A 19,501-nucleotide genomic window follows, 5' to 3' on the forward strand; every position below is an offset into this window, starting at 1 on the left:
TCATGGAACGAGTCAGTATTGTCGAGCGCCCGGACTGGCGCGAAAAAGCCACCGAATACGGTTTCAATTTTCACACCATGTACGGCGAGCCGTACTGGTGTGAAGACGCTTACTATAAGCTCACGCTCGCTCAGGTTGAAAAGCTTGAAGAGGTGACCGCTGAGCTGCACCAGATGTGCCTGAAGGTGGTCGAGAAAGTCATCGACAGCGATGCGCTGATGACCAAATTCCGCATTCCAAAGCACACCTGGAGCTTCATCCGTCAGTCCTGGAAAACGAATCAGCCTTCGCTTTATTCTCGCCTCGATCTGGCATGGGACGGCGTCGGTGAGCCGAAGCTGTTAGAAAACAACGCGGATACGCCAACCTCGCTGTACGAAGCCGCGTTCTTCCAGTGGATCTGGCTGGAAGATCAGGCGAATGCCGGAAACCTGCCGGAAGGCAGCGACCAGTTCAACAGCCTACAGGAAAAGCTGATTGAGCGTTTCGCCGAACTGCGTGAACAGCACGGTTTCAACCTGCTGCACCTCGCCTGCTGCCGCGATACCGAAGAAGATCGCGGTACGGTTCAGTATTTGCAGGACTGTGCAGCCGAAGCGGAAGTGGCGACGGAGTTCCTCTATATCGAAGATATCGGTTTAGGTGAAAAAGGTCAGTTTACGGACATGCAGGATCAGGTGATCAGCAACCTGTTCAAGCTCTATCCGTGGGAGTACATGCTGCGCGAGATGTTCTCGACCAAACTGGAAGACGCCGGCGTGCGCTGGCTGGAACCGGCCTGGAAGAGCATTATCTCCAATAAAGCCCTGCTGCCGATGCTGTGGGAGATGTTCCCGAACCACCCGAACCTGCTGCCTGCATACTTTGCCGAAGATGAGTTCCCGCCGATGGAGAAATACGTCGTTAAGCCGATCTTCTCCCGCGAAGGCGCGAACGTCTCCATTATCGAAAACGGTAAAACGCTGGAAGCGGTTGAAGGGCCGTACGGTGAAGAAGGGATGATCGTCCAGGAGTTTTATCAACTGCCGAAGTTTGGCGACAGCTATACGCTGATCGGCAGCTGGCTTATTAACGATCAACCTGCCGGGATTGGCATTCGCGAAGATCGCGCGCTGATTACGCAGGATCTGTCACGGTTCTATCCGCATATTTTTGTTGAATAAGACTTGCCCGGTGGCGCTACGCTTACCGGGCCTACGCTCGACATGCAGGCCGGGTAAGACGAAGCCGCCACCCGGCATGTTTTTACCCTACCTGCACCGACAGCATACTCAAACTCCCCATCTCAATGCCGTCGACCGGGATGGTAATCTCCTCCTGACCATCCCACGTGCCTAACACATACAGCAGCGGCAGGAAGTGATCCGCCGTGGGGTTAGAGAGCGAACCGCCTTCGTGATCCAGATAGTTTACCAGCGGATGCTGTTCAACTGGCCCCTGCCAGGCGAGGTTGTCTTTCACATAGTTGTTAAAAGACGTCGCCCAGGGATACGGGGTATTCTCCCCGTGCCAGCGCGCCGTACGCAGGTTATGCACCACGTTACCGCTCGCTACCAGCATGATGCCTTCATCACGCAGGGTTGCCAGCTTGCGCCCCATCTCCATGTGCCAGGCCGCTGGTTTGGTGCTGTCGACGCTCAACTGCACCATCGGGATATCGGCCTCGGGATACATTTTAATCAGGACGCCCCAGGAGCCATGGTCAAAGCCCCAGGCTTCTTTATCCAGCGTCACCGGAACCGGTGCGAGCAGATCCACCAGCCGCTGCGCCAGCGCAGGGGAGCCGGGCGCAGGATAGTGCGTGTCATACAGGGCCTGCGGAAAGCCGCCAAAATCATGGATAGTTTTCGGCGCTTCCATGGCCGTTACGCCAGTACCACGGGTAAACCAGTGCGCAGACACCACCACAATCGCCTTCGGTCGCGGCAACGTCTCACCCAGGTGACGCCAGGTGCGGGTATAGACGTTATCTTCCAGAACGTTCATTGGGCTGCCATGGCCTAAAAACAGTGCTGGCATACGAGATGAAGACATGGTGATATCCTTACAGGAGGTGTCAATTTGATGGTTCTACATTACGCGCATTCAGGTGAAGATGAACGCAGATAACCGTGAAGATCATCATCAGGAAATTTGAATGTCAGATACAGCTTAAGGAGAGTGCATGTCAGTACCCTTGATTTTGACCGTACTTGCGGGTGCCGCGACCTTTATCGGCGCGTTCCTCGGCGTGCTCGGACAAAAACCGTCTAACCGCCTTCTGGCCTTTTCGCTGGGTTTCGCCGCCGGGATCATGCTGCTTATCTCGCTGATGGAGATGCTGCCCGCAGCCCTTCATACCGAGGGAATGTCGCCAGTGCTGGGCTACGGCATGTTCATCGTCGGCCTGCTGGGCTATTTTGCGCTCGACCGTATGCTGCCTCACGCGCACCCTCAGGATCTGATGCAAAAACGCGCGGCTCCCCTTCCGGGCAACATCAAGCGCACGGCCATCCTGCTGACGCTCGGCATCAGCCTGCATAACTTTCCGGAAGGCGTTGCCACCTACGTCACGGCCAGCAGCAATCTTGAAATGGGGTTTGGCGTGGCGCTGGCGGTAGCCTTACACAATATTCCTGAAGGACTTGCCGTTGCCGGCCCGGTCTACGCGGCCACCGGTTCAAAACGGACTGCCGTGCTCTGGGCAGGCGTTTCCGGCCTGGCTGAAATTCTCGGCGGCGTACTGGCGTGGCTGATCCTCGGCAGCCTCGTTTCGCCAGTGGTGATGGCTGCCATCATGGCGGCGGTGGCCGGGATCATGGTCGCGCTCTCTGTCGATGAGCTGATGCCGCTGGCGAAAGAGATCGACCCTAACAATAATCCCAGCTACGGCGTGCTGTGCGGCATGTCGGTGATGGGGCTCAGCCTGGTTCTGCTGCAAACGGCAGGTATAGGCTGACTCGGATGCCCTCATCAATGAGGGCAATTCTTTGATGCGCCCCGGCGCAGCCGTTGCATTTTACAATGTCTGCGGCTCTGTATTTACAATTGGAAAATCAAGAATTTTTATGGATATTTTTAAGCGCAATATTTCCCAATTAAATTGCGCTTAAAAAGCCGCTGTTACATGAAATATTAACCGGTTACGATAGTAATAAATTATATATTAACCTCCTCTAAAAATATCTTTAAGTCTCATTAATCGCAAACGCCTCCCTCATCCCGTTATACTTTGCGAGTATTCTGAAAATTAATATTCAGATTATGAATTCAATTGAAAAAGGATATTTTCATGTATATGGGTAAAAAAGTACTGTTAGCGGTTGCGATGGCTGCCATTGTTTCGGGTTCTGCTTTTGCTGAAGAACAGGGTTCAGGCAAAATCAAATTCAAAGGTGTGGTCATCGATGCGCCGTGCAGCATTGCACCAGACAGCGTTGATAAAGAAGTTGACCTGGGTGAAGTCACCACCGCCGTTATCAATGCCAACAAAAAATCAACGCCTGTTCCGGTCGATATTAATCTGGAAAACTGCCAGCTTGACGATCCGGCAGACGAGACCGACACGCCAATTACCAAAGTCGATGTCACCTTCACCAGCGCAGCAACGGACGCGACGGATACCAGCCTGATGAGCAACACCTATGCCAGCGGTGCTCAGAACGTGGGTGTGCGTTTGATGGATAACGCGGAGTCTAATATTACGCTGGGACAAGCTAACGAGATTGACCTGCTGCCAGGTTCAACCACGCAGACGCTGCATTTTAAAGCGCTTATGGAAGTCGCGGCAGGTAAAACCGCGACAGCAGGCCAGGTGGAAGCTACCGCTAACTATGTCCTGATGTACAAATAAAAACGTTGCGTCACGGTATAAACCGACTGGCATTTTATGCCAGTCGGCACGAAATATTATTCTTCGAGTAACAGGATGATGACATATAAATTACAATGGTTACTCATCATTACGTCCCTGTTAATGACGAAAGTCGCCTCTGCCACCGAATTCAACATTAATGCCATCGATAAAGATCAGCGCGGCGGCGTTGATTTGTCGCTTTTTAAAGATCAAATATCCGTTATCCCGGGGCGTTATTTCGTCACGGTTTCAATTAATGATATTCCGCTGGCCAACGGCTGGCAGCTAAGCTGGCGGGAAATAAACGATGCGGTTCAGGTCTGTATTCCTCCTGAGCTGGCCGATACGTTTGCGTTGCAGGATAACGTTCGTCAGGCGTTACCGGAAAAAGAGGGATGCGTTGACTTCACCGCCAGGCCAGACATCAAATTCAACTTTGAGCAGGCCAGCCAGACGCTGAAAGTGACGATCCCTCAGGCGTGGTTGCAGTATCGCGCAGCCGACTGGATGCCCCCGGCCACCTGGGATAACGGCGTACCGGGCGTGCTGCTGGATTACAATCTTTTCGCCAGCCATTATCAGCCCGATAGCGGCAGCAGCAATGACAACGCCAATACCTACGGCACCGCCGGTGCGAACATGGGGGCGTGGCGGCTGCGCAGTGATTTCCAGTACACGCAAAGCCATACCGAAGCGGGCTCGGAGCACGACGGCCGTTTTTCTCGCGTCTATATGTTCCGCCCCCTGCCCTCGCTCGGGGCAAAGCTGACGCTCGGGGAAACGGATTTCCAGTCCGCGATTTTCGACGCCTTCACCTATACCGGCGCCTCGCTGATCAGCGACGAGCGCATGCTGCCGTGGTCGTTGCGCGGCTATGCTCCGCAAATTACCGGCATTGCCCAGACCAACGCCACGGTGACCGTTAGCCTTGCCGACCGCGTGATTTACCAGAGTAAAGTGCCGCCCGGCCCCTTTGTTATTCAGGATCTAAACCAGTCGGTTCAGGGTACGCTGGACGTTAAGGTGACGGAAGAGGACGGGCGCGTGAGCACCTTCCAGGTTTCTGCCGAATCCGTCCCCTTCTTAACGCGCAAGGGCCAGCTACGCTACAAGCTCGCGGCCGGGAAGGCGCGCAAGGACGCCTCTCACGATGTTGAAGATAACGGCTTCATGAGCGGCGAGTTTTCCTGGGGCGTACTGTCACAAACTTCCCTGTACGGCGGCACGCTGGCTGATGGCGACCATTATCGCTCCGTTGCCGCCGGGATAGGCCAGAACATGGCGTACCTCGGCGCGCTCTCGTTTGACGTTACGCAGTCCACCAGCCAGCTACCCGGCCAAAGCAGCCAGACAGGCTACAGCTACCGCGTTAACTACAGTAAGCGTTTCGATACGACCGGCAGCCAGCTCACGCTTGCCAGCTATCGCTACTCGGACCCGCAGTTTTTGAGCTACGCCCGTTACCTTGACTATGACGACAGTGACCGCCAGACCGAAAAACAGACGCTCAGCGTCACGGCAAGCCAGTATATTTCGGCACTATCGCTGAATGTGTATGTGAACATGCTGCGCCAGACCTGGTGGAACGACGCGCCCTCCACAACGGGCAGCATCACGGCGGGCTACAACTTTGACGTGGGCCGCTGGAAAAACCTGGGCGTGAGCGTGTCCTGGAGTAAAACGCATTACGAAGATGAAGACGAGAACGACGACACCCAGTTTTACCTCTCGCTCAGCGTACCGCTCGATCCCGACCATCGCCTGAACTATGACCTGCGCAACAGCGACACGCTCAGCCATAACGTGTCGTGGTATGACACCTCGGACCGCAATAATACATGGGGCGTTTCCGCAGGTGCGGAAAGTGAAAAGCCGGACGCCGGGGCGCAGGTCAGCGGAAATTATCAGCATTATTCGACCTTTGGCGATCTGAACCTTTCCGGCAGCTATAAAGCCGATGAATACACATCCCTCAGCGCAAGCTGGAACGGATCGTTCACCTCAACGGCGAAAGGTGCCGCCCTGCACCGACGCAGCTACGGCAATGAGCCGCGCGTGATGGTAAGCACCGACGGCGTGGGCAGTATCCCGCTGAACATGTCGCGGGATGAGACCAACCGGTTTGGCATTGGCGTTTTGCCGTCATTCTCCAGCTATACGCCCTCCAGCGTGCAGGTCAATATGAACAACCTCCCGGATGGCGTGGATGTGGACAACCGCGTCGTCACCTCCACCTGGACCGAGGGCGCCATTGGATACCGTCAGATTGCCACGCGGGCGGGTAAGGACATCGCGGGCATTTTACGAACGCCGTCAGGCACGCCGCCGCTGGGGGCGATCGTTCGACTTAAGGAGAGCGATTTGCAGGTTGGGATGGTCGCCGATGAAGGCCACGTCTGGCTGGGCGCGGTTGAGCCAGAACAACAGTTTCGGGTGACGTGGGGCGACAATCAGCAGTGTCGCTTCTCGCTACCTTCTCACTTAGAAAACAGTATGCAGCTGATACTGCCTTGTCAGTAAGAAATCATGATGAAATTAACCCCGCTTAAAAGCCTGTGCCTGATGCTCTTCAGCGCAGCATTTACCACTCATGCCGCCATTAACCTGGACCGCACGCGCATTGTCTTTCCCGAAAGCGATAAGGCCAGCAGCCTGAAAGTGGACAACCAGAGCAAGGCGCTGCCTTACCTGGCGCTTTCCTGGATTGAAGATGAAAAAGGGCGCAAAGAAGACGCGCACTTTATGGCGCTTCCGCCCATTCAGCGCATTGAGGCGGGCTCCTCATCCCAGGTAAGAATTGTGAAACAAGCCGCGACCGGCCAGCTGCCTAAAGACCGGGAGTCCCTGTTTTACTTCAACCTGCGCGAAGTGCCGCCTAAAAGCAGCAGCGCAAGCGAGGAGCGCAGCGTGATGCAGGTGGCGATGCAGAGCCGAATCAAACTGTTCTGGCGTCCAAAGGCGATCGCCAAAAAGCCGGGGGTGATGACGGAAATGCGGATGGAAATTACCGCCAGCGCGAAAGGCCTGACGGTGCATAACCCGACGCCCTACTACATCACGCTGGCGTGGCTGAGCAAAAACGCCAAAACCATGCTGCCGGGCTTTGACAGCCTGATGATTGCGCCTTTTGCCACGGAAACCACCACCACCGGGGATTATCACGGCAGCTATTACAGCATCGGGTATATCGACGATTACGGCGCGCTCAGGAAAGTGGATGCGCAATGCGCGGGAACGGCTTACTGCAAGCTCACCGAACGGAAGGTCAGCCCTGATGCGCAAGCTCATTAACCTCATGCTGCTTCTGCTGGCCTTTTTACCGCTGAAAGAGGCGCTGGCGCTTAACTGCTATCTGGGCGGCTCGGGCGGGCCCGTCGAGGAGACAAAAACGATCTCGCCTTTTGCTATCCCCAGCAACGCGCAGGTTGGGCAAAAAATCTGGGAATCGAACGACATTAAAATTCCGGTGACGTGCGATCACAACGTCACCAGCGGGTTTGAGCCAGAAGATGTGTATGCCTGGGTCAACCCGTACCCCTCCGCAACCGATCCTTACTATGAGCTCGGCGTCACGTATGAAGGGATGGATTACGATGCGACAGGCCAGTCCAACGGCGTTGATACGCATCAGTGCCTGGATAACAATAACATCACGATCTACACCCCTACACAGATACGGCAGATGGGCTGGGAAAACCGCATCTGCTCCGGTAACCCGGACGATATCCACACTTCGCGCACGTTTATCGCCCGCCTGCGTCTGTTCGTCAAGATTAAGGCCGTCCCGCCCCACGGCTACGTCAGCTCGCTGAGCGATTACATCGTGGTGCAGTTTGACGGCAAGGGCGGGGTGAACCAGATGGTTGACGCGAAGAACCTTAAGTACCACATCAACGGTCTGCAAAACATTACGGTACTGGACTGCGGGGCAACCTTCAGCATTTTCCCGGAAAACCAGGAAATTGATTTCGGCACCTTTAGCGCCCGCGACATTGTGAACCAGCAAACGCGCAAGCGGACCTTTTCGGTCAGGACCACGAAGGTTCAGGACGCCCAGTGCTCCGACGGTTTTAAGATGGATTCGTCGTTTTACACTACCGACACGCTCACCGCGGACGATACCGCGCTGCTGATTGGTAACGGCTTAAAGCTGCGTATTCTGAACGGGACGGAGCCCTATACGTTTAACCAGTATAAAGAGTATGCGGATTTTACGGGCAGCACGTTGCAGTATGAGCAAAACTACACCGCAGAGCTGTCGCCGGTGGAGGGAAAAGCGATCCGGTCCGGGCCGTTTGAAACCGTGGTACTGTTCAAAATTAACTACCACTAGCAACAAAAAAGCCGGGTTTCCCCGGCTTTTTCACGTCAGCGCGTTCAGCTGGCCTTACGCTCGTGCGACTGGCGGTACTCCACCAGATCGTCAATCGTCACCACCGGCATGTTGTGCAGACGGGCAAAGGTGATGCACTCCGGCGCGCGCGCCATGGTGCCGTCATCGTTGGTCAGCTCGCACAGGACGCCCGCAGGCTTGAAGCCAGCCAGCGTCACCAGATCGATGGTCGCTTCGGTATGACCACCACGGGTCAGCACGCCGCCCGGCTGCGCGCGCAGCGGGAAGACGTGGCCAGGACGGTGCAGATCGGAAGGTTTCGCGCCATCGGCAATGGCTGCACGGACGGTAGTCAGGCGGTCAGCCGCCGACACGCCGGTGGTTACGCCATGCGCCGCTTCAATGGTCACGGTAAAACCGGTCCCGAAGGCGCTGGTGTTGTTTTCAACCATCATCGGCAGCTCAAGCTGCTGGCGGCGGTCTTCGGTAATACACAGGCATACGATGCCGCTGCCGTGACGAATGGTCAGCGCCATCTGCTCAACGGTCATGTTTTCGGCGGCGAAAATCATGTCGCCTTCGTTTTCACGATTTTCGTTGTCCAGCACCATCACGCCGCGGCCTTCGCGCAGTGCATCCAGTGCATGTTCAACACGTTGAGTTGAAGTGCCAAAAGAGGAAAGTAGCGTCTGATTCATGGTAAAAAAACCTCATTAACTTTATGGTTACCAGAATCAGGGCAGTCTTAGGAGCGCCGTACAAGCGGCAAAAAAATAACGTGAGCGGGCCTCGCCCGACTTGATCGTTACTCTCTCCCATCCGGACTCTAACCGTCGGCCCCGGAATTACACCGGATCTGCTGACCTTTGAGAATTCACCCAAAGCGCTCGCGGGCTTTCAGCGCTAAGCTGATTTACCGCCGGTGGGGAATTTCGCCCCGCCCTGAGAATAAGCGAGATAACTATAACGCTATTGATTACCCTGGGCAATGCATAAGCTTCAAACAATTTTGTTTAACCCGCGGCATGACGCGCTACAATAGGCACTAACACCTTTTCATCAAGGGAAACGACAATGATTGACCCAAAGAAAATTGAGCAGATCGCGCGTCAGGTTCATGAGTCCATGCCGAAAGGCATTCGTGAGTTTGGTGATGACGTTGAGAAGAAAATCCGCCAGACGTTGCAGGCACAGTTGGTTCGCCTTGATTTAGTCAGCCGCGAAGAGTTTGACGTGCAGACTCAGGTTCTGCTGCGCACCCGCGAGAAGCTGGCGCTGCTGGAACAGCGTCTGAGCGATCTGGAAAACCGTAATGCGCCGGAAGAAGTGAAGCCGGCTCCGGCCATTCCGCCGGTGGATGACCAGGAGTAAGTGCGGCCTGTTGTGCCCGGTGGCGGCTCTGCCTTACCGGGCCTGGATGAACGCGTAGGTCGGGTAAGGCGCAGCCGCCACCCGACATAAAAAAACGGGCCAGCTGGCCCGTTTTTTTACTGACTGTCTTTCTGGATCTTCCTGATGATGTTGGTGGTTGAGCACCCGTCCTCAAAGTTGAGCACCATCACTTCACCGCCATTCGCCCAGACCTCTTCGCTACCCGCGATTTGCTCTGGCTTGTAATCGCCGCCCTTCACCAGCAGGTCAGGCAGGATCCCGGCAATCAGGCGCTGCGGGGTATCTTCTTCAAACGACACCACCCAGTCCACCGCTTCCAGCGCGCCGAGCACGATCATGCGCTGCTCCAGCGGGTTCACCGGGCGCGTTTCGCCTTTCAGACGTTTGGTCGACGCATCGCTGTTGACCGCCACAATCAGGCGATCGCCCAGCTTGCGCGCGTTCGCCAGATACGAAACATGACCCGCATGCAGGATGTCGAACACGCCGTTAGTCATCACCACTTTTTCACCGCGTTTACGCGCGGCGGCAACGGCCACCTTCAGCTCGTCTTCGGTCATGACGCCAAAGCCGGTATCCGCACGCCCGCGCACCGCGTTTTCCAGCTCGATTGGCGAAACGGTGGAGGTCCCGAGTTTACCGACAACCACGCCCGCCGCGGCGTTCGCGAAGTAGCACGCCTCTTCCAGGGAGTTACCCGCCGCCAGCGTCGCCGCCAGCACGCCGATCACCGTATCACCGGCACCGGTCACGTCGTACACTTCCTGCGCCTGGGTTGGCATATGCAGCGGTGCCTTGCCCGGTTGCAGCAGCGTCATGCCCTGTTCAGAACGGGTGACCAGCAGCGCAGACAGCTCGAAATCAGCGATGATTTTCATGCCGCGCTCAACCAGTTCTTCTTCCGTTTTGCACTTGCCCGCCACCGCTTCGAACTCAGAAAGGTTTGGCGTTAGCAGGGTTGCGCCGCGATAGCGCTCAAAATCGGTGCCTTTCGGGTCGATCAGCACCGGTACGCTGGCTTTACGCGCCAGCTGGATCATGGTCTGCACGCTCGCCAGCGCACCTTTGGCATAATCAGACAGCACCAGCGCGCCGATATTGCCCAGCGCCTGGCTGATGCGCTCGTGCAGCGGCTCAGGATCAACGCCTTCGAACCCTTCTTCAAAATCGAGGCGGATCAGCTGCTGGTTACGCGACAGCACGCGCAGCTTGGTGATGGTTGGGTGTGTCGGAACAGAAACGAAGTCGCACTTCACGTTCACGTCCGCCAGCGACTGACTCAGCGCACGCGCCGCATCGTCAATGCCGGTCAGGCCCACCAGACGCGAATGCGCGCCCAGCGAGGCTATGTTCATCGCCACGTTTGCCGCGCCGCCTGGACGCTCTTCAATGGTGTCGACCTTAACCACCGGCACCGGCGCTTCCGGAGAGATACGGCTGGTCGGCCCATACCAGTAGCGATCCAGCATCACATCACCGACAACCATAACTCCAGCACGTTCAAACTCTGGCAGTGTTACTTTCATTCCTGACTCCAGAAAGATTCACAATTTGCGCGCGATAATATCACACTTGTTTTGATACGCACGGTTCCACCAGCCACTTCTGCCAGCTTGTGGTCACCTGCGCGCGTTCATCGGTGAAACAGTCCAGCGCCACATGGCCCGGCTGTTCTTGCAACGCCAGGTGGTGCAGCTCATCACGCAGCGTGGTGTAGGCGCGGGTTAAGGCCTGCGCCTCCTGCTCGTCCATGATGTCGTTCTGTGCGAGCAGTTCCAGAATGCGCACGTTATCGGACCAGCGGGTCAGCTTCGGCTTGTCGTGCGCGTGCAGCAGCACCAGATACTGGGTGATGAACTCAATATCGGTAATTCCGCCCTCGTCGGCTTTGATATCAAAGCGATCGCGATGTTTGTTACCCAAATGCGCGCGCATTTTCTCACGCATTTCGCGCACTTCAGTTTGCAGGTTGCTGCCCTCGCGCGGGGTCGTCATCACTGACTTGCGGATCGCATCGAACTGCGTTTTGAGCTGCGGATCGCCGTACACCACGCGGGCGCGCACCAGCGCCTGATGTTCCCACGTCCAGGCTTCATTCTTCTGATAGTCAGCAAAAGCGTCCGTCGAGGTGACCAGCATGCCTGCCGCGCCGGACGGGCGCAGGCGCGCATCCACCTCGTACAGAATGCCCGACGAAGTGCGGGTGCTGAACAGGTGCATGATGCGCTGGGCCAGGCGCAGATAGAACTGCCGCCCGTCGATTTCACGTTCGCCGTCGGTCATCACGTCAACCGGGCAGTCGTGCAGGAAAATCAGATCCAGATCGGAGCTGTAGCCGAGCTCCCAGCCGCCCAGCTTGCCGTAACCCACCACCGCAAATCCACGGCCTTCGCGGTCGGCAAGGTGCGTCGGCTGGCCGTAGCGGGCCACCATCTGCACCCACGCCTGGTGGACTACCGCGTCGATGATCGCCTCCGCCAGCCAGGTTAAGTGATCGCTCACTTTCATTACCGGCAGCGTACCGGCGATATCCGCCGCCGCCACGCGCAGCATCTGCGCCTGCTTAAACTGACGCAGCGCCTCCAGCTGCTGCTCTTCGTCCTCTTCCGGCACGCGCAGCAGATACTGGCGCAGCTCGTCACGGTAGGCGTCCGTCGCCGTCGGCTGATAGAGCGTATTCGGATCGAGCAGTTCGTCCAGCAGCAGCGGATAACGCGCCAGCTTGTTGGCGACCATCGGCGAGGCGGCGCAGAGGGAAATCAGGTGCTTCAGCGCGCCGGGAAACTCGCTCAGCAGTTCCAGGTAGGTGGTACGCGTGACGATCCCGCTCAGCAGCGGCATCATGCGCGACAGCGGCACCGGCGCATCCTCGCGGGAGCAGACGTCGCTCAGCAGATGCGGCATCAGATGATCCAGCACCTGCCGACCGCGCGGGCCAATGGCGCGCTTGTTCAGCTCAAGGCGGAAATCGGCAATCAACGCCACCACGCGATGGCGGGCGTCGTCGCTGAGGTGGGCCAGCACCGGCGTGGTGTCATCTTCCTGGAGCGCGTCCTGCCACAGTTCGCGCCAGTGCTCGGAGAGCGCATCGTCCTGCGATTCACTTTCGTCGTCGCCGATAAGATCGTTAAAGATGCGGCGCACGCCCGCCATATGGGCTTCCAGCCGTGCCGTCAGCGCCGCCCAGTCATCCACCCGCATGCCCCAGGCCAGACGCGCCCGGTTCAGCTCGTCGCCGGGCAACGTCTGGGTCTGTTCGTCGTTAATGCTTTGCAGCAGATTTTCCAGACGACGCAGGAAGAGATAGGCCTCCCGCAGCGTTTGCGCGTCGCCTTCCGGCAGGAGATGCAGCCGATCGATAGCGCTCAGCGTCGGTAGCAGCGAGCGGGACTGCAACGAGGGCTCACGCCCGCCGCGAATCAGCTGGAAGACCTGCACGATAAATTCGATTTCACGTATACCACCCGCACCGAGCTTGATGTTGTCCTTCAGGCCGCGGCGGCGCACCTCACGGGCGATCATCCCTTTCATATTTCGCAGGGACTGGATCACGCTGAAGTCGATGTAGCGGCGGAAAACGAACGGGCGCAGCATGGCGCGCAGCTCGTTGGCGTAGGCGTCTTCGCCGTCACCCATGATCCGCGCTTTGACCATCGCGTAACGCTCCCAGTCGCGTCCCTGCTCCTGGTAATAATCCTCAAGCGCAGCAAAGCTCAGCACCAGCGGACCGCTGTCGCCAAACGGACGCAGGCGCATGTCCACGCGGTAGACAAAACCGTCCTGCGTGGGCTGATCCAGCGCCTTAATCAGCCGCTGGCCCAGGCGGGTAAAGAACTGGGCGTTATCCAGCTCGCGACGACCGCCGCGCGTGGAGCCGTTCTCCGGCCAGGCAAAAATCAGGTCAATGTCCGAGGAGAAGTTCAGCTCGCAGCCGCCCAGCTTGCCCATCCCCAGAATCAACAGCGGCTGCGGAACCCCGTCTTCGCTGCACGGCGTGCCCCACTCCTTACAGCAGGCGGCGTAGAGCCAGTCCCGCGCGGCAACAATCAGCGTCTGCGCCAGCTCGCTCAGCTGCTGCAAGGTGCTCTCTTCGCTCACCAACGCCAGCGCCTGCGCCCAGGCAATGCGTACCATTACCCGGCGGCGGAACTGGCGCAGAACGCGCATCAGCGTGGCTTCATCCGCTACCCCTTCCAGCGCGGTTTGCAGCCAGCCAGCATAATGCCGCCACTCGTCAGCCTGCGGCGGCGCGCTTTCCAGCTCTGCCAGCCAGTCCGGGTTGGCGCTGATGCTCTCCTGCACAAAATCACTGAACGTGAGCACGCTTTTCGCCTGCTCGCTTAACGATGACGCGGGTAACGACTCGGGCAGACGTTCGCAAACGGTCTGCCAGTGCTGATGTAACTGCGAAGAAAGCGGCATATCAGGGGTTCCTTGCCAGAATTAACGTTTTCCGCTGTGCAGCCAGTACGGATCCTGTGAAATGGCCTCGTTGCGGAAATGCTCGATCTCAATCTGCTGACGGGTCTCGATGGCATGCTGAAGCCCCTGCCAGTTCTCCAGCCAGGCCTGCGCCTTCACGCCCTCATACGCACCGGACAGCAGCAGCATGCAGTCGATGTTACGCGCCAGACGGGGAAGCTGATCGCCATACTGGTCGCCCAGCGGATGCGCGAAGGTGGTTCTCAGTTCGGCGGCGTGACGGGAAAGATGGATATCCGCGAAGCGTTTGAAGTTCTCCGCAATTTTGGTCTGGCCTTTCGCATCCAGGAAGGTGCGCCAGCCGCGGGTCACCAGAAACTCGGTCAGCGCCAGTTTCGCGCTGGCGTTTTGCGGGCTGTAGATTGCCGTTTGCGCCGACACGTCGGAAAGCATCAGCGTTTCGGTTTGAGTGAGCAAATCACGTAAGTGAGCGCTCGCTTTACGCGGGACGATACCGCCGAACAGCGCCAGGGTATGACGCACCAGCCCCATGGCAGCAAGCACCTGTTTTTTGGCGTTTTTCACGTTACGCGCCCACAGCTCTTCGTGGTACTGCCACTGAGAGAGCGCCAGCTCCAGCGCCGCCTCCATGCCCTGCTCAACGCTGGCTTTCGGCACAACGCGCAGAATCGGGGTTTCCCGCAGCACGCGCGGCGCATTCCCGGCGGCCAGGTGATAGCCGCGCGCCGCTTTACTCAGGCTGCCCTGACGCAGGCCTGGCTGGTTCACCAGCTTGCGCGCCAGCTTCAGCACATCGCTCGCCTCGCCTTCCAGCAGTTCAAGTTCCAGCTCGCAGATCGGCTCCTGCTCTTCACCCGCCTTAATCTCACCCCGATCAAACGCGATTTCAATGCGGCTCTTGCCTTCCGTCACCAGCCATTTCTCGCGCCAGAAATCGGTGCTGAACAGCGGTTTTACCTCTGCCGACAGCGTTGCAGGCAGCGTCCCTTCAGGCCAGACTTCCGCCGGAAAACGATCCAGCTCAAGTTCTGGCTTACTGATGTCGATATTGTATTCCGGACGCTGGTGCAAACCGCCGACCACGCGACCGGCGATTTTCATCGTCATCTCGTAACGCCCGTTCGCGCCGCGGATGCGCAGGCCCATATCGTGGTTGCGCAGCCAGTTGTCCGGCGTTTCGTAATAGATGTTGAGCAGCTGTACGGGTTCATGGTGCTCGCCGGACAGCGTGTTCAGATGCTGGCGGAGCGCGTCAGCGCTGTCTTTTTCGACGATAAACTTTAATTCAATCTCTTGTGCCATAGCCTTGTACTTTTGCGTGCGTCACAGACGCGTCGATGAAGGCGAACTTCCTCGCCATTTGTTTGTCAGTACATAGTATTTTGCGCCAAATTGCCACGCAATGAGCAATTTGACGGGCGTAAAAGTTTAAAGCGGTGGAAATCATGACACAGATGATTCCGATTGATGATGAATCCTTTGCGTAGCGACACTGATACCACTACTATCGTTCCACTTTTTATGAAAATAACGACTGATATGCTTAAATTACGCCTGATTGGACTTACTTTACTCGCTTTTAGCGCCGCAACGGCGGTCCACGCTGAAGAGAAACGTTACGTTTCTGATGAACTGAACACCTGGGTACGCAGCGGCCCTGGAGACAATTATCGCCTCGTGGGCACGGTAAATGCCGGCGAGGAAGTGACTCTGCTGCAAACTAACGCAGACACCAATTATGGTCAGGTTCGTGACAGCTCCGGCCGCACCTCGTGGATCCCACTGAAAGAGCTGAGCACGGTGCCAAGCCTGCGCACCCGCGTGCCGGATCTGGAAAATCAGGTGAAAACCCTAACCGATAAGCTGAACAACATTGACGGCACCTGGAACCAGCGCACCGCAGAGATGCAGCAGAAAGTCGCTCAAAGCGACAGCGTGATCGCCGGTCTGAAAGACGAAAACCAGAAGCTGAAAAACGAGCTGATCGTCGCGCAGAAGAAAGTAAACGCCGCTAACCTTCAGCTGGATGATAAACAGCGTACCATCATCATGCAGTGGTTTATGTATGGCGGCGGCGTGCTGGGCGTCGGTCTGGTGCTGGGCCTCGTGCTTCCTCACCTCATTCCAAGCCGCAAGCGTAAAGACCGCTGGATGAACTAACTCGTCTTCTCTGCCACACTTACGTATCATCTTGCGAAAAGAGAAAACGGGAGTGTAAGGCGTGAAGAGTTATCTGGTCGGTGGTGCGGTACGTGATGCGTTGTTAGGTCTGCCGGTCAAAGATAAAGACTGGGTCGTGGTTGGCGCCACGCCCGAAGCGATGATTGACGCGGGCTACCAGCAGGTAGGCCGCGATTTTCCCGTGTTCCTCCATCCGCAAAGCCGGGAAGAGTACGCCCTGGCGCGTACCGAACGGAAATCCGGTTCCGGTTATACCGGCTTCACCTGTTACGCCGCACCGGATGTGACGCTGGAGCAGGATCTGCTGCGCCGCGATCTCACCATTAACGCCCTGGCTCAGGACGAAAACGGCCATATCATCGACGCCTACGGCGGGCAGAACGATCTGCGCGATCGTCTTTTACGCCATATTTCCCCCGCCTTTTCTGAAGATCCGCTTCGCGTGCTGCGCGTGGCGCGTTTTGCCGCCCGTTATGCCCATCTCAGCTTCCGTATCGCCGACGAGACGATGGCGCTGATGACGGCCATGACCGAGGCGGGCGAGCTGGAACACCTGACGCCAGAACGCGTCTGGAAAGAGACCGAAAACGCCCTGACCACCCGCAACCCGCAGGTCTTTTTCCAGGTTCTGCGCGACTGCGGGGCGCTGAAGGTGCTGTTCCCGGAAATAGACGCGCTGTTTGGCGTGCCCGCCCCGGCGAAATGGCACCCGGAAATTGATACCGGCATTCACACCCTGATGACGCTGAGCATGGCTGCCATGCTCAGCCCTGAGGTGGACGTGCGCTTCTCTACCCTGTGTCACGATCTCGGTAAAGGATTAACGCCTAAAGCGCTCTGGCCGCGTCATCACGGGCATGGCCCGGCTGGGGTGAAGCTGGTTGACGGGCTGTGCCAGCGCCTGCGCGTGCCGAATGACATTCGCGACCTGGCTAAGCTGGTCGCTGAATTTCACGACCTGATCCATACCTTCCCGATCCTCAAACCCGCCACTATCGTTAAGCTGTTCGACAATATCGACGCCTGGCGCAAGCCGCAGCGCGTGGAGCAGATTGCGCTGACCAGCGAAGCGGACGTGCGCGGCCGCACCGGGTTTGAAGCATCCGATTACCCGCAGGGGCGTTTGCTGCGCGAAGCGTGGGAAGTGGCAAAAGCGGTGCCAACGAAAGAGGTGGTGGAGGCTGGGTTTAAAGGCCCGGCGATCCGCGAAGAGCTGACGAAACGGCGGATTGATGCGGTAGCGGCGTGGAAGGAAAAACGTTGCCCTCAGCCGAAAGACTGAGGGCGGTTGGTCATCAGAAGAAGACCACGTACACGGCAGCCGCGACGATAAAGCGGTAGATCGCGAACGGAATAAACGAGATACGCTTAATCAGTTGCAGGAAGGTTTTGATGGCAATCAGCGCCACGATAAAGGCGGTGATAAAGCCTACGGCGAACATCGGAATGTCGCCCACGGTCAGGAAGCCGATGCTTTTGTAGAGGTCCAGCGCGGTGGCGCCCATCATCATCGGCACCGCCAGCAGGAATGAGAATTCAGACGCGGCGTAACGGCTCACGCCCATCAGCATCCCGCCGGAAATGGTTGCTCCTGAACGGGAGAAGCCCGGCCACAGCGCCAGACACTGGAAGCAGCCAATGATAAACGCCTGGCGATAGGTCATATCGTCCAGACCTTCCGCACGCGGGGTTTTTGGCTTCAGCACTTCTGCGGCAATCAGCAGGAAGCCGCCGACGACCAGCGCGTACATCACGTTAATCGGGTTGAAGAGCGATTTAATAGTGTCGTGGAACACCAGCCCCAGCACCACTGCCGGGATCATCCCGAGCAGGATATGAATCAGCGTCAGGCGCCCTTTGCCCTCTCCTTCACGCTGCGGCAAACGCCCGAAATGGATGCCGATCAGACCAAACAGACGACGCCAGAACATCACGACCACCGCCAGGATAGAGCCCAGCTGAATCACCACCTCAAACGTCTTTGCGGTATCGCCTTCAAAGCCCAACAGATGGCCAACGATAATCATATGGCCCGTACTGGACACCGGCAAAAATTCCGTCAATCCTTCGACCACACCCAGTATTGCCGCCACCAGCAGCGAGTGCATATCGCTCATCTATAAACCCCTAAAAAGATATAAAAAAAACGGTGTCCCACGCGGACAACCGTGAAAGATACAGCGTTAAGACCGATATAACCTAAAATGGTTTAGCAATTATGACGTTAAATCTTTCCTTTCAGATTTGTGCCACGCTCAATGATGACGCCCACGTTGGCGGCGCGCGCCACCGCGCCCGGCTTGCTCAGCTTGATGCGCACCCACGGGGAGTTAAACTTGCTCAGCAGCAGTTCCGCCACCTCTTCCGCCACGCGTTCCACCAGCGCAAAACGTTGCCCTTCCACGTGGCCGATGACCGCTTCACTGATATCGGCGTAGCTCAGACAGTCATTCACATCGTCGCTTTTTGCTGACTTGCGGTTATCCCAGCCCATTTCGATATCGAACACCAGTTTCTGCTCGATGGTCTGTTCCCAGTCGTAAACACCAATAGTGGTGATTACCGAAAGTTGCTCTATAAATACAATATCCATCACGACCTGCCTGCTTTTTGGCTAAACCGGATACCACTTCCGGCGAATTATGCGTATTATCCACAGATGCTGAGAATACAGATACATTTTCAAAACGGAACAGCGTTATGAGTGCAATCGCGCCTGGAATGATCATCCTCGCCTACCTTTGCGGCTCAATCTCCAGCGCCATTCTGGTCTGCCGCATCGCGGGGTTACCCGACCCACGCGAAAGTGGTTCCGGTAATCCGGGGGCGACCAATGTACTACGAATTGGCGGCAAGGGAGCAGCCGTAGCGGTTTTGATTTTTGATGTCCTGAAAGGAATGCTTCCCGTCTGGGGTGCGTATGCGCTGGGCGTCACGCCCTTCTGGCTGGGGCTGATTGCCATCGCTGCCTGCGTCGGCCATATCTGGCCCGTTTTCTTTGGTTTTAAGGGCGGCAAAGGCGTTGCCACCGCGTTTGGTGCGATTGCGCCTATCGGCTGGGATCTCACCGGCGTGATGGCGGGCACCTGGCTGCTGACCATCCTGCTGAGCGGCTATTCGTCGCTGGGCGCCATCGTCAGCGCGCTGATCGCTCCGTTCTATGTCTGGTGGTTCAAACCGCAATTTACCTTCCCGGTGTCGATGCTCTCGTGCCTGATCCTGCTGCGTCATCATGACAACATTCAGCGCCTGTGGCGTCGTCAGGAAACCAAGATCTGGACGAAGCTCAAGCGTAAGAAGAAAGACGCTCAGTAAAC

General features: G+C 57.2%; 17 protein-coding genes and 1 riboswitch. Of the genes, 10 read left to right on the forward strand and 7 right to left on the reverse strand.

Going from position 1 to position 19,501, the window contains the following annotated elements; all coding sequences use genetic code 11:
- Positions 1-2 precede the first annotated feature (2 nt).
- The gene (locus tag DBR02_RS06810) at positions 3-1,163 is read left to right on the forward strand and encodes a glutathionylspermidine synthase family protein (RefSeq protein ID WP_107533828.1); all 1,161 of its coding nucleotides are present in this window, start codon (positions 3-5) and stop codon (positions 1,161-1,163) included.
- Positions 1,164-1,245: 82 nt separating this feature from the next.
- On the opposite strand, the gene ygiD is transcribed toward DBR02_RS06810, so the two are convergent.
- Positions 1,246-2,034 carry a 4,5-DOPA dioxygenase extradiol gene (ygiD, locus tag DBR02_RS06815; RefSeq protein ID WP_107533829.1) on the reverse strand — a complete coding sequence of 263 codons (789 nt, stop codon included), beginning with the start codon at positions 2,032-2,034 and terminating at the stop codon, positions 1,246-1,248.
- Positions 2,035-2,164: 130 nt separating this feature from the next.
- Here ygiD and zupT point away from each other — a divergent pair, with 130 nt between their 5' ends.
- The 5 genes from zupT to DBR02_RS06840 all read left to right on the forward strand — a co-directional run bounded on the left by zupT (position 2,165) and on the right by DBR02_RS06840 (position 8,168).
- Entirely contained in the window at positions 2,165-2,938 is a 774-nt protein-coding gene (gene zupT, locus DBR02_RS06820; protein WP_063867714.1) for a zinc transporter ZupT, read from the forward strand.
- Between the two features lie 333 nt (positions 2,939-3,271).
- A complete protein-coding gene (locus tag DBR02_RS06825; RefSeq protein ID WP_063867712.1) occupies positions 3,272-3,832 on the forward strand; it encodes a fimbrial protein in 561 nt (186 codons plus the stop codon).
- Between the two features lie 75 nt (positions 3,833-3,907).
- A complete protein-coding gene (locus DBR02_RS06830; protein ID WP_173937189.1) occupies positions 3,908-6,355 on the forward strand; it encodes a fimbria/pilus outer membrane usher protein in 2,448 nt (815 codons plus the stop codon).
- A gap of 9 nt (positions 6,356-6,364) precedes the next feature.
- Positions 6,365-7,126, forward strand: a complete 762-nt coding sequence (locus DBR02_RS06835) for a fimbrial biogenesis chaperone (RefSeq protein ID WP_107533831.1) — start codon at positions 6,365-6,367, stop codon at positions 7,124-7,126.
- Positions 7,110-8,168, forward strand: coding sequence for a hypothetical protein (locus DBR02_RS06840; RefSeq protein ID WP_107533832.1), 1,059 nt, complete (start codon positions 7,110-7,112; stop codon positions 8,166-8,168). The genes DBR02_RS06835 and DBR02_RS06840 overlap by 17 nt, the downstream gene beginning before the upstream one ends.
- 44 nt (positions 8,169-8,212) lie before the next feature.
- Here the strand turns inward: DBR02_RS06840 and ribB are convergent, their stop codons facing one another.
- Complete coding sequence (gene ribB, locus DBR02_RS06845; protein WP_107533833.1) at positions 8,213-8,866, reverse strand: 3,4-dihydroxy-2-butanone-4-phosphate synthase; 654 nt, start codon at positions 8,864-8,866, stop codon at positions 8,213-8,215.
- Between the two features lie 105 nt (positions 8,867-8,971).
- Positions 8,972-9,122, reverse strand: a riboswitch (FMN riboswitch).
- 120 nt (positions 9,123-9,242) lie between these two features.
- Between ribB and ubiK the strand changes: the two genes are divergently transcribed.
- Positions 9,243-9,539, forward strand: coding sequence for a ubiquinone biosynthesis accessory factor UbiK (gene ubiK, locus DBR02_RS06850; protein WP_063451141.1), 297 nt, complete (start codon positions 9,243-9,245; stop codon positions 9,537-9,539).
- Between the two features lie 116 nt (positions 9,540-9,655).
- On the opposite strand, the gene hldE is transcribed toward ubiK, so the two are convergent.
- Genes hldE through DBR02_RS06865 form a run of 3 tightly spaced genes read right to left on the reverse strand, consistent with a single transcriptional unit; the run spans position 9,656 to position 15,305 of the window.
- The gene (gene hldE, locus DBR02_RS06855; protein ID WP_063867704.1) at positions 9,656-11,086 is read right to left on the reverse strand and encodes a bifunctional D-glycero-beta-D-manno-heptose-7-phosphate kinase/D-glycero-beta-D-manno-heptose 1-phosphate adenylyltransferase HldE; all 1,431 of its coding nucleotides are present in this window, start codon (positions 11,084-11,086) and stop codon (positions 9,656-9,658) included.
- A gap of 40 nt (positions 11,087-11,126) precedes the next feature.
- Entirely contained in the window at positions 11,127-13,982 is a 2,856-nt protein-coding gene (gene glnE, locus DBR02_RS06860; RefSeq protein ID WP_107533834.1) for a bifunctional [glutamate--ammonia ligase]-adenylyl-L-tyrosine phosphorylase/[glutamate--ammonia-ligase] adenylyltransferase, read from the reverse strand.
- A 21-nt stretch (positions 13,983-14,003) separates the two neighbouring features.
- Positions 14,004-15,305: a CYTH domain-containing protein gene (locus DBR02_RS06865; RefSeq protein ID WP_107533836.1), complete on the reverse strand. Its 1,302-nt coding sequence runs from the start codon at positions 15,303-15,305 to the stop codon at positions 14,004-14,006.
- A gap of 237 nt (positions 15,306-15,542) precedes the next feature.
- On the opposite strand from DBR02_RS06865, the gene DBR02_RS06870 reads away from it, so the two are divergent.
- Both DBR02_RS06870 and DBR02_RS06875 read left to right on the forward strand, forming a co-directional pair.
- Positions 15,543-16,163: a TIGR04211 family SH3 domain-containing protein gene (locus tag DBR02_RS06870; RefSeq protein WP_001303390.1), complete on the forward strand. Its 621-nt coding sequence runs from the start codon at positions 15,543-15,545 to the stop codon at positions 16,161-16,163.
- Between the two features lie 61 nt (positions 16,164-16,224).
- Positions 16,225-17,466: a multifunctional CCA addition/repair protein gene (locus DBR02_RS06875; protein ID WP_102751127.1), complete on the forward strand. Its 1,242-nt coding sequence runs from the start codon at positions 16,225-16,227 to the stop codon at positions 17,464-17,466.
- A 13-nt stretch (positions 17,467-17,479) separates the two neighbouring features.
- On the opposite strand, the gene bacA is transcribed toward DBR02_RS06875, so the two are convergent.
- Both bacA and folB read right to left on the reverse strand, forming a co-directional pair.
- Positions 17,480-18,301, reverse strand: coding sequence for an undecaprenyl-diphosphate phosphatase (gene bacA / locus DBR02_RS06880; RefSeq protein WP_063867696.1), 822 nt, complete (start codon positions 18,299-18,301; stop codon positions 17,480-17,482).
- Between the two features lie 107 nt (positions 18,302-18,408).
- Positions 18,409-18,777 carry a bifunctional dihydroneopterin aldolase/7,8-dihydroneopterin epimerase gene (gene folB / locus DBR02_RS06885; protein WP_063451134.1) on the reverse strand — a complete coding sequence of 123 codons (369 nt, stop codon included), beginning with the start codon at positions 18,775-18,777 and terminating at the stop codon, positions 18,409-18,411.
- Between the two features lie 107 nt (positions 18,778-18,884).
- Here folB and plsY point away from each other — a divergent pair, with 107 nt between their 5' ends.
- The gene (plsY, locus tag DBR02_RS06890) at positions 18,885-19,499 is read left to right on the forward strand and encodes a glycerol-3-phosphate 1-O-acyltransferase PlsY (RefSeq protein WP_022649440.1); all 615 of its coding nucleotides are present in this window, start codon (positions 18,885-18,887) and stop codon (positions 19,497-19,499) included.
- Positions 19,500-19,501: the final 2 nt, after the last annotated feature.

The organism is Enterobacter cloacae complex sp. (genome assembly GCF_900322725.1).
Taxonomy (GTDB): Bacteria; Pseudomonadota; Gammaproteobacteria; order Enterobacterales; family Enterobacteriaceae; genus Enterobacter; species Enterobacter quasihormaechei.

Excerpts from the sequence above, each read along its gene's own strand:
- ygiD (WP_107533829.1), bottom strand. The coding sequence starts at position 2,034 with ATGTCTTCATCTCGTATGCCAGCACTGTTTTTAGGCCATGGCAGCCCA.
- hldE (WP_063867704.1), bottom strand. The coding sequence starts at position 11,086 with ATGAAAGTAACACTGCCAGAGTTTGAACGTGCTGGAGTTATGGTTGTC.
- ribB (WP_107533833.1), bottom strand. The coding sequence starts at position 8,866 with ATGAATCAGACGCTACTTTCCTCTTTTGGCACTTCAACTCAACGTGTT.
- zupT (WP_063867714.1), top strand. The coding sequence starts at position 2,165 with ATGTCAGTACCCTTGATTTTGACCGTACTTGCGGGTGCCGCGACCTTT.
- DBR02_RS06830 (WP_173937189.1), top strand. The coding sequence starts at position 3,908 with ATGATGACATATAAATTACAATGGTTACTCATCATTACGTCCCTGTTA.
- DBR02_RS06835 (WP_107533831.1), top strand. The coding sequence starts at position 6,365 with ATGAAATTAACCCCGCTTAAAAGCCTGTGCCTGATGCTCTTCAGCGCA.
- ubiK (WP_063451141.1), top strand. The coding sequence starts at position 9,243 with ATGATTGACCCAAAGAAAATTGAGCAGATCGCGCGTCAGGTTCATGAG.
- DBR02_RS06825 (WP_063867712.1), top strand. The coding sequence starts at position 3,272 with ATGTATATGGGTAAAAAAGTACTGTTAGCGGTTGCGATGGCTGCCATT.
- plsY (WP_022649440.1), top strand. The coding sequence starts at position 18,885 with ATGAGTGCAATCGCGCCTGGAATGATCATCCTCGCCTACCTTTGCGGC.
- DBR02_RS06870 (WP_001303390.1), top strand. The coding sequence starts at position 15,543 with ATGCTTAAATTACGCCTGATTGGACTTACTTTACTCGCTTTTAGCGCC.
- DBR02_RS06865 (WP_107533836.1), bottom strand. The coding sequence starts at position 15,305 with ATGGCACAAGAGATTGAATTAAAGTTTATCGTCGAAAAAGACAGCGCT.
- folB (WP_063451134.1), bottom strand. The coding sequence starts at position 18,777 with ATGGATATTGTATTTATAGAGCAACTTTCGGTAATCACCACTATTGGT.
- DBR02_RS06810 (WP_107533828.1), top strand. The coding sequence starts at position 3 with ATGGAACGAGTCAGTATTGTCGAGCGCCCGGACTGGCGCGAAAAAGCC.
- bacA (WP_063867696.1), bottom strand. The coding sequence starts at position 18,301 with ATGAGCGATATGCACTCGCTGCTGGTGGCGGCAATACTGGGTGTGGTC.
- DBR02_RS06840 (WP_107533832.1), top strand. The coding sequence starts at position 7,110 with ATGCGCAAGCTCATTAACCTCATGCTGCTTCTGCTGGCCTTTTTACCG.
- glnE (WP_107533834.1), bottom strand. The coding sequence starts at position 13,982 with ATGCCGCTTTCTTCGCAGTTACATCAGCACTGGCAGACCGTTTGCGAA.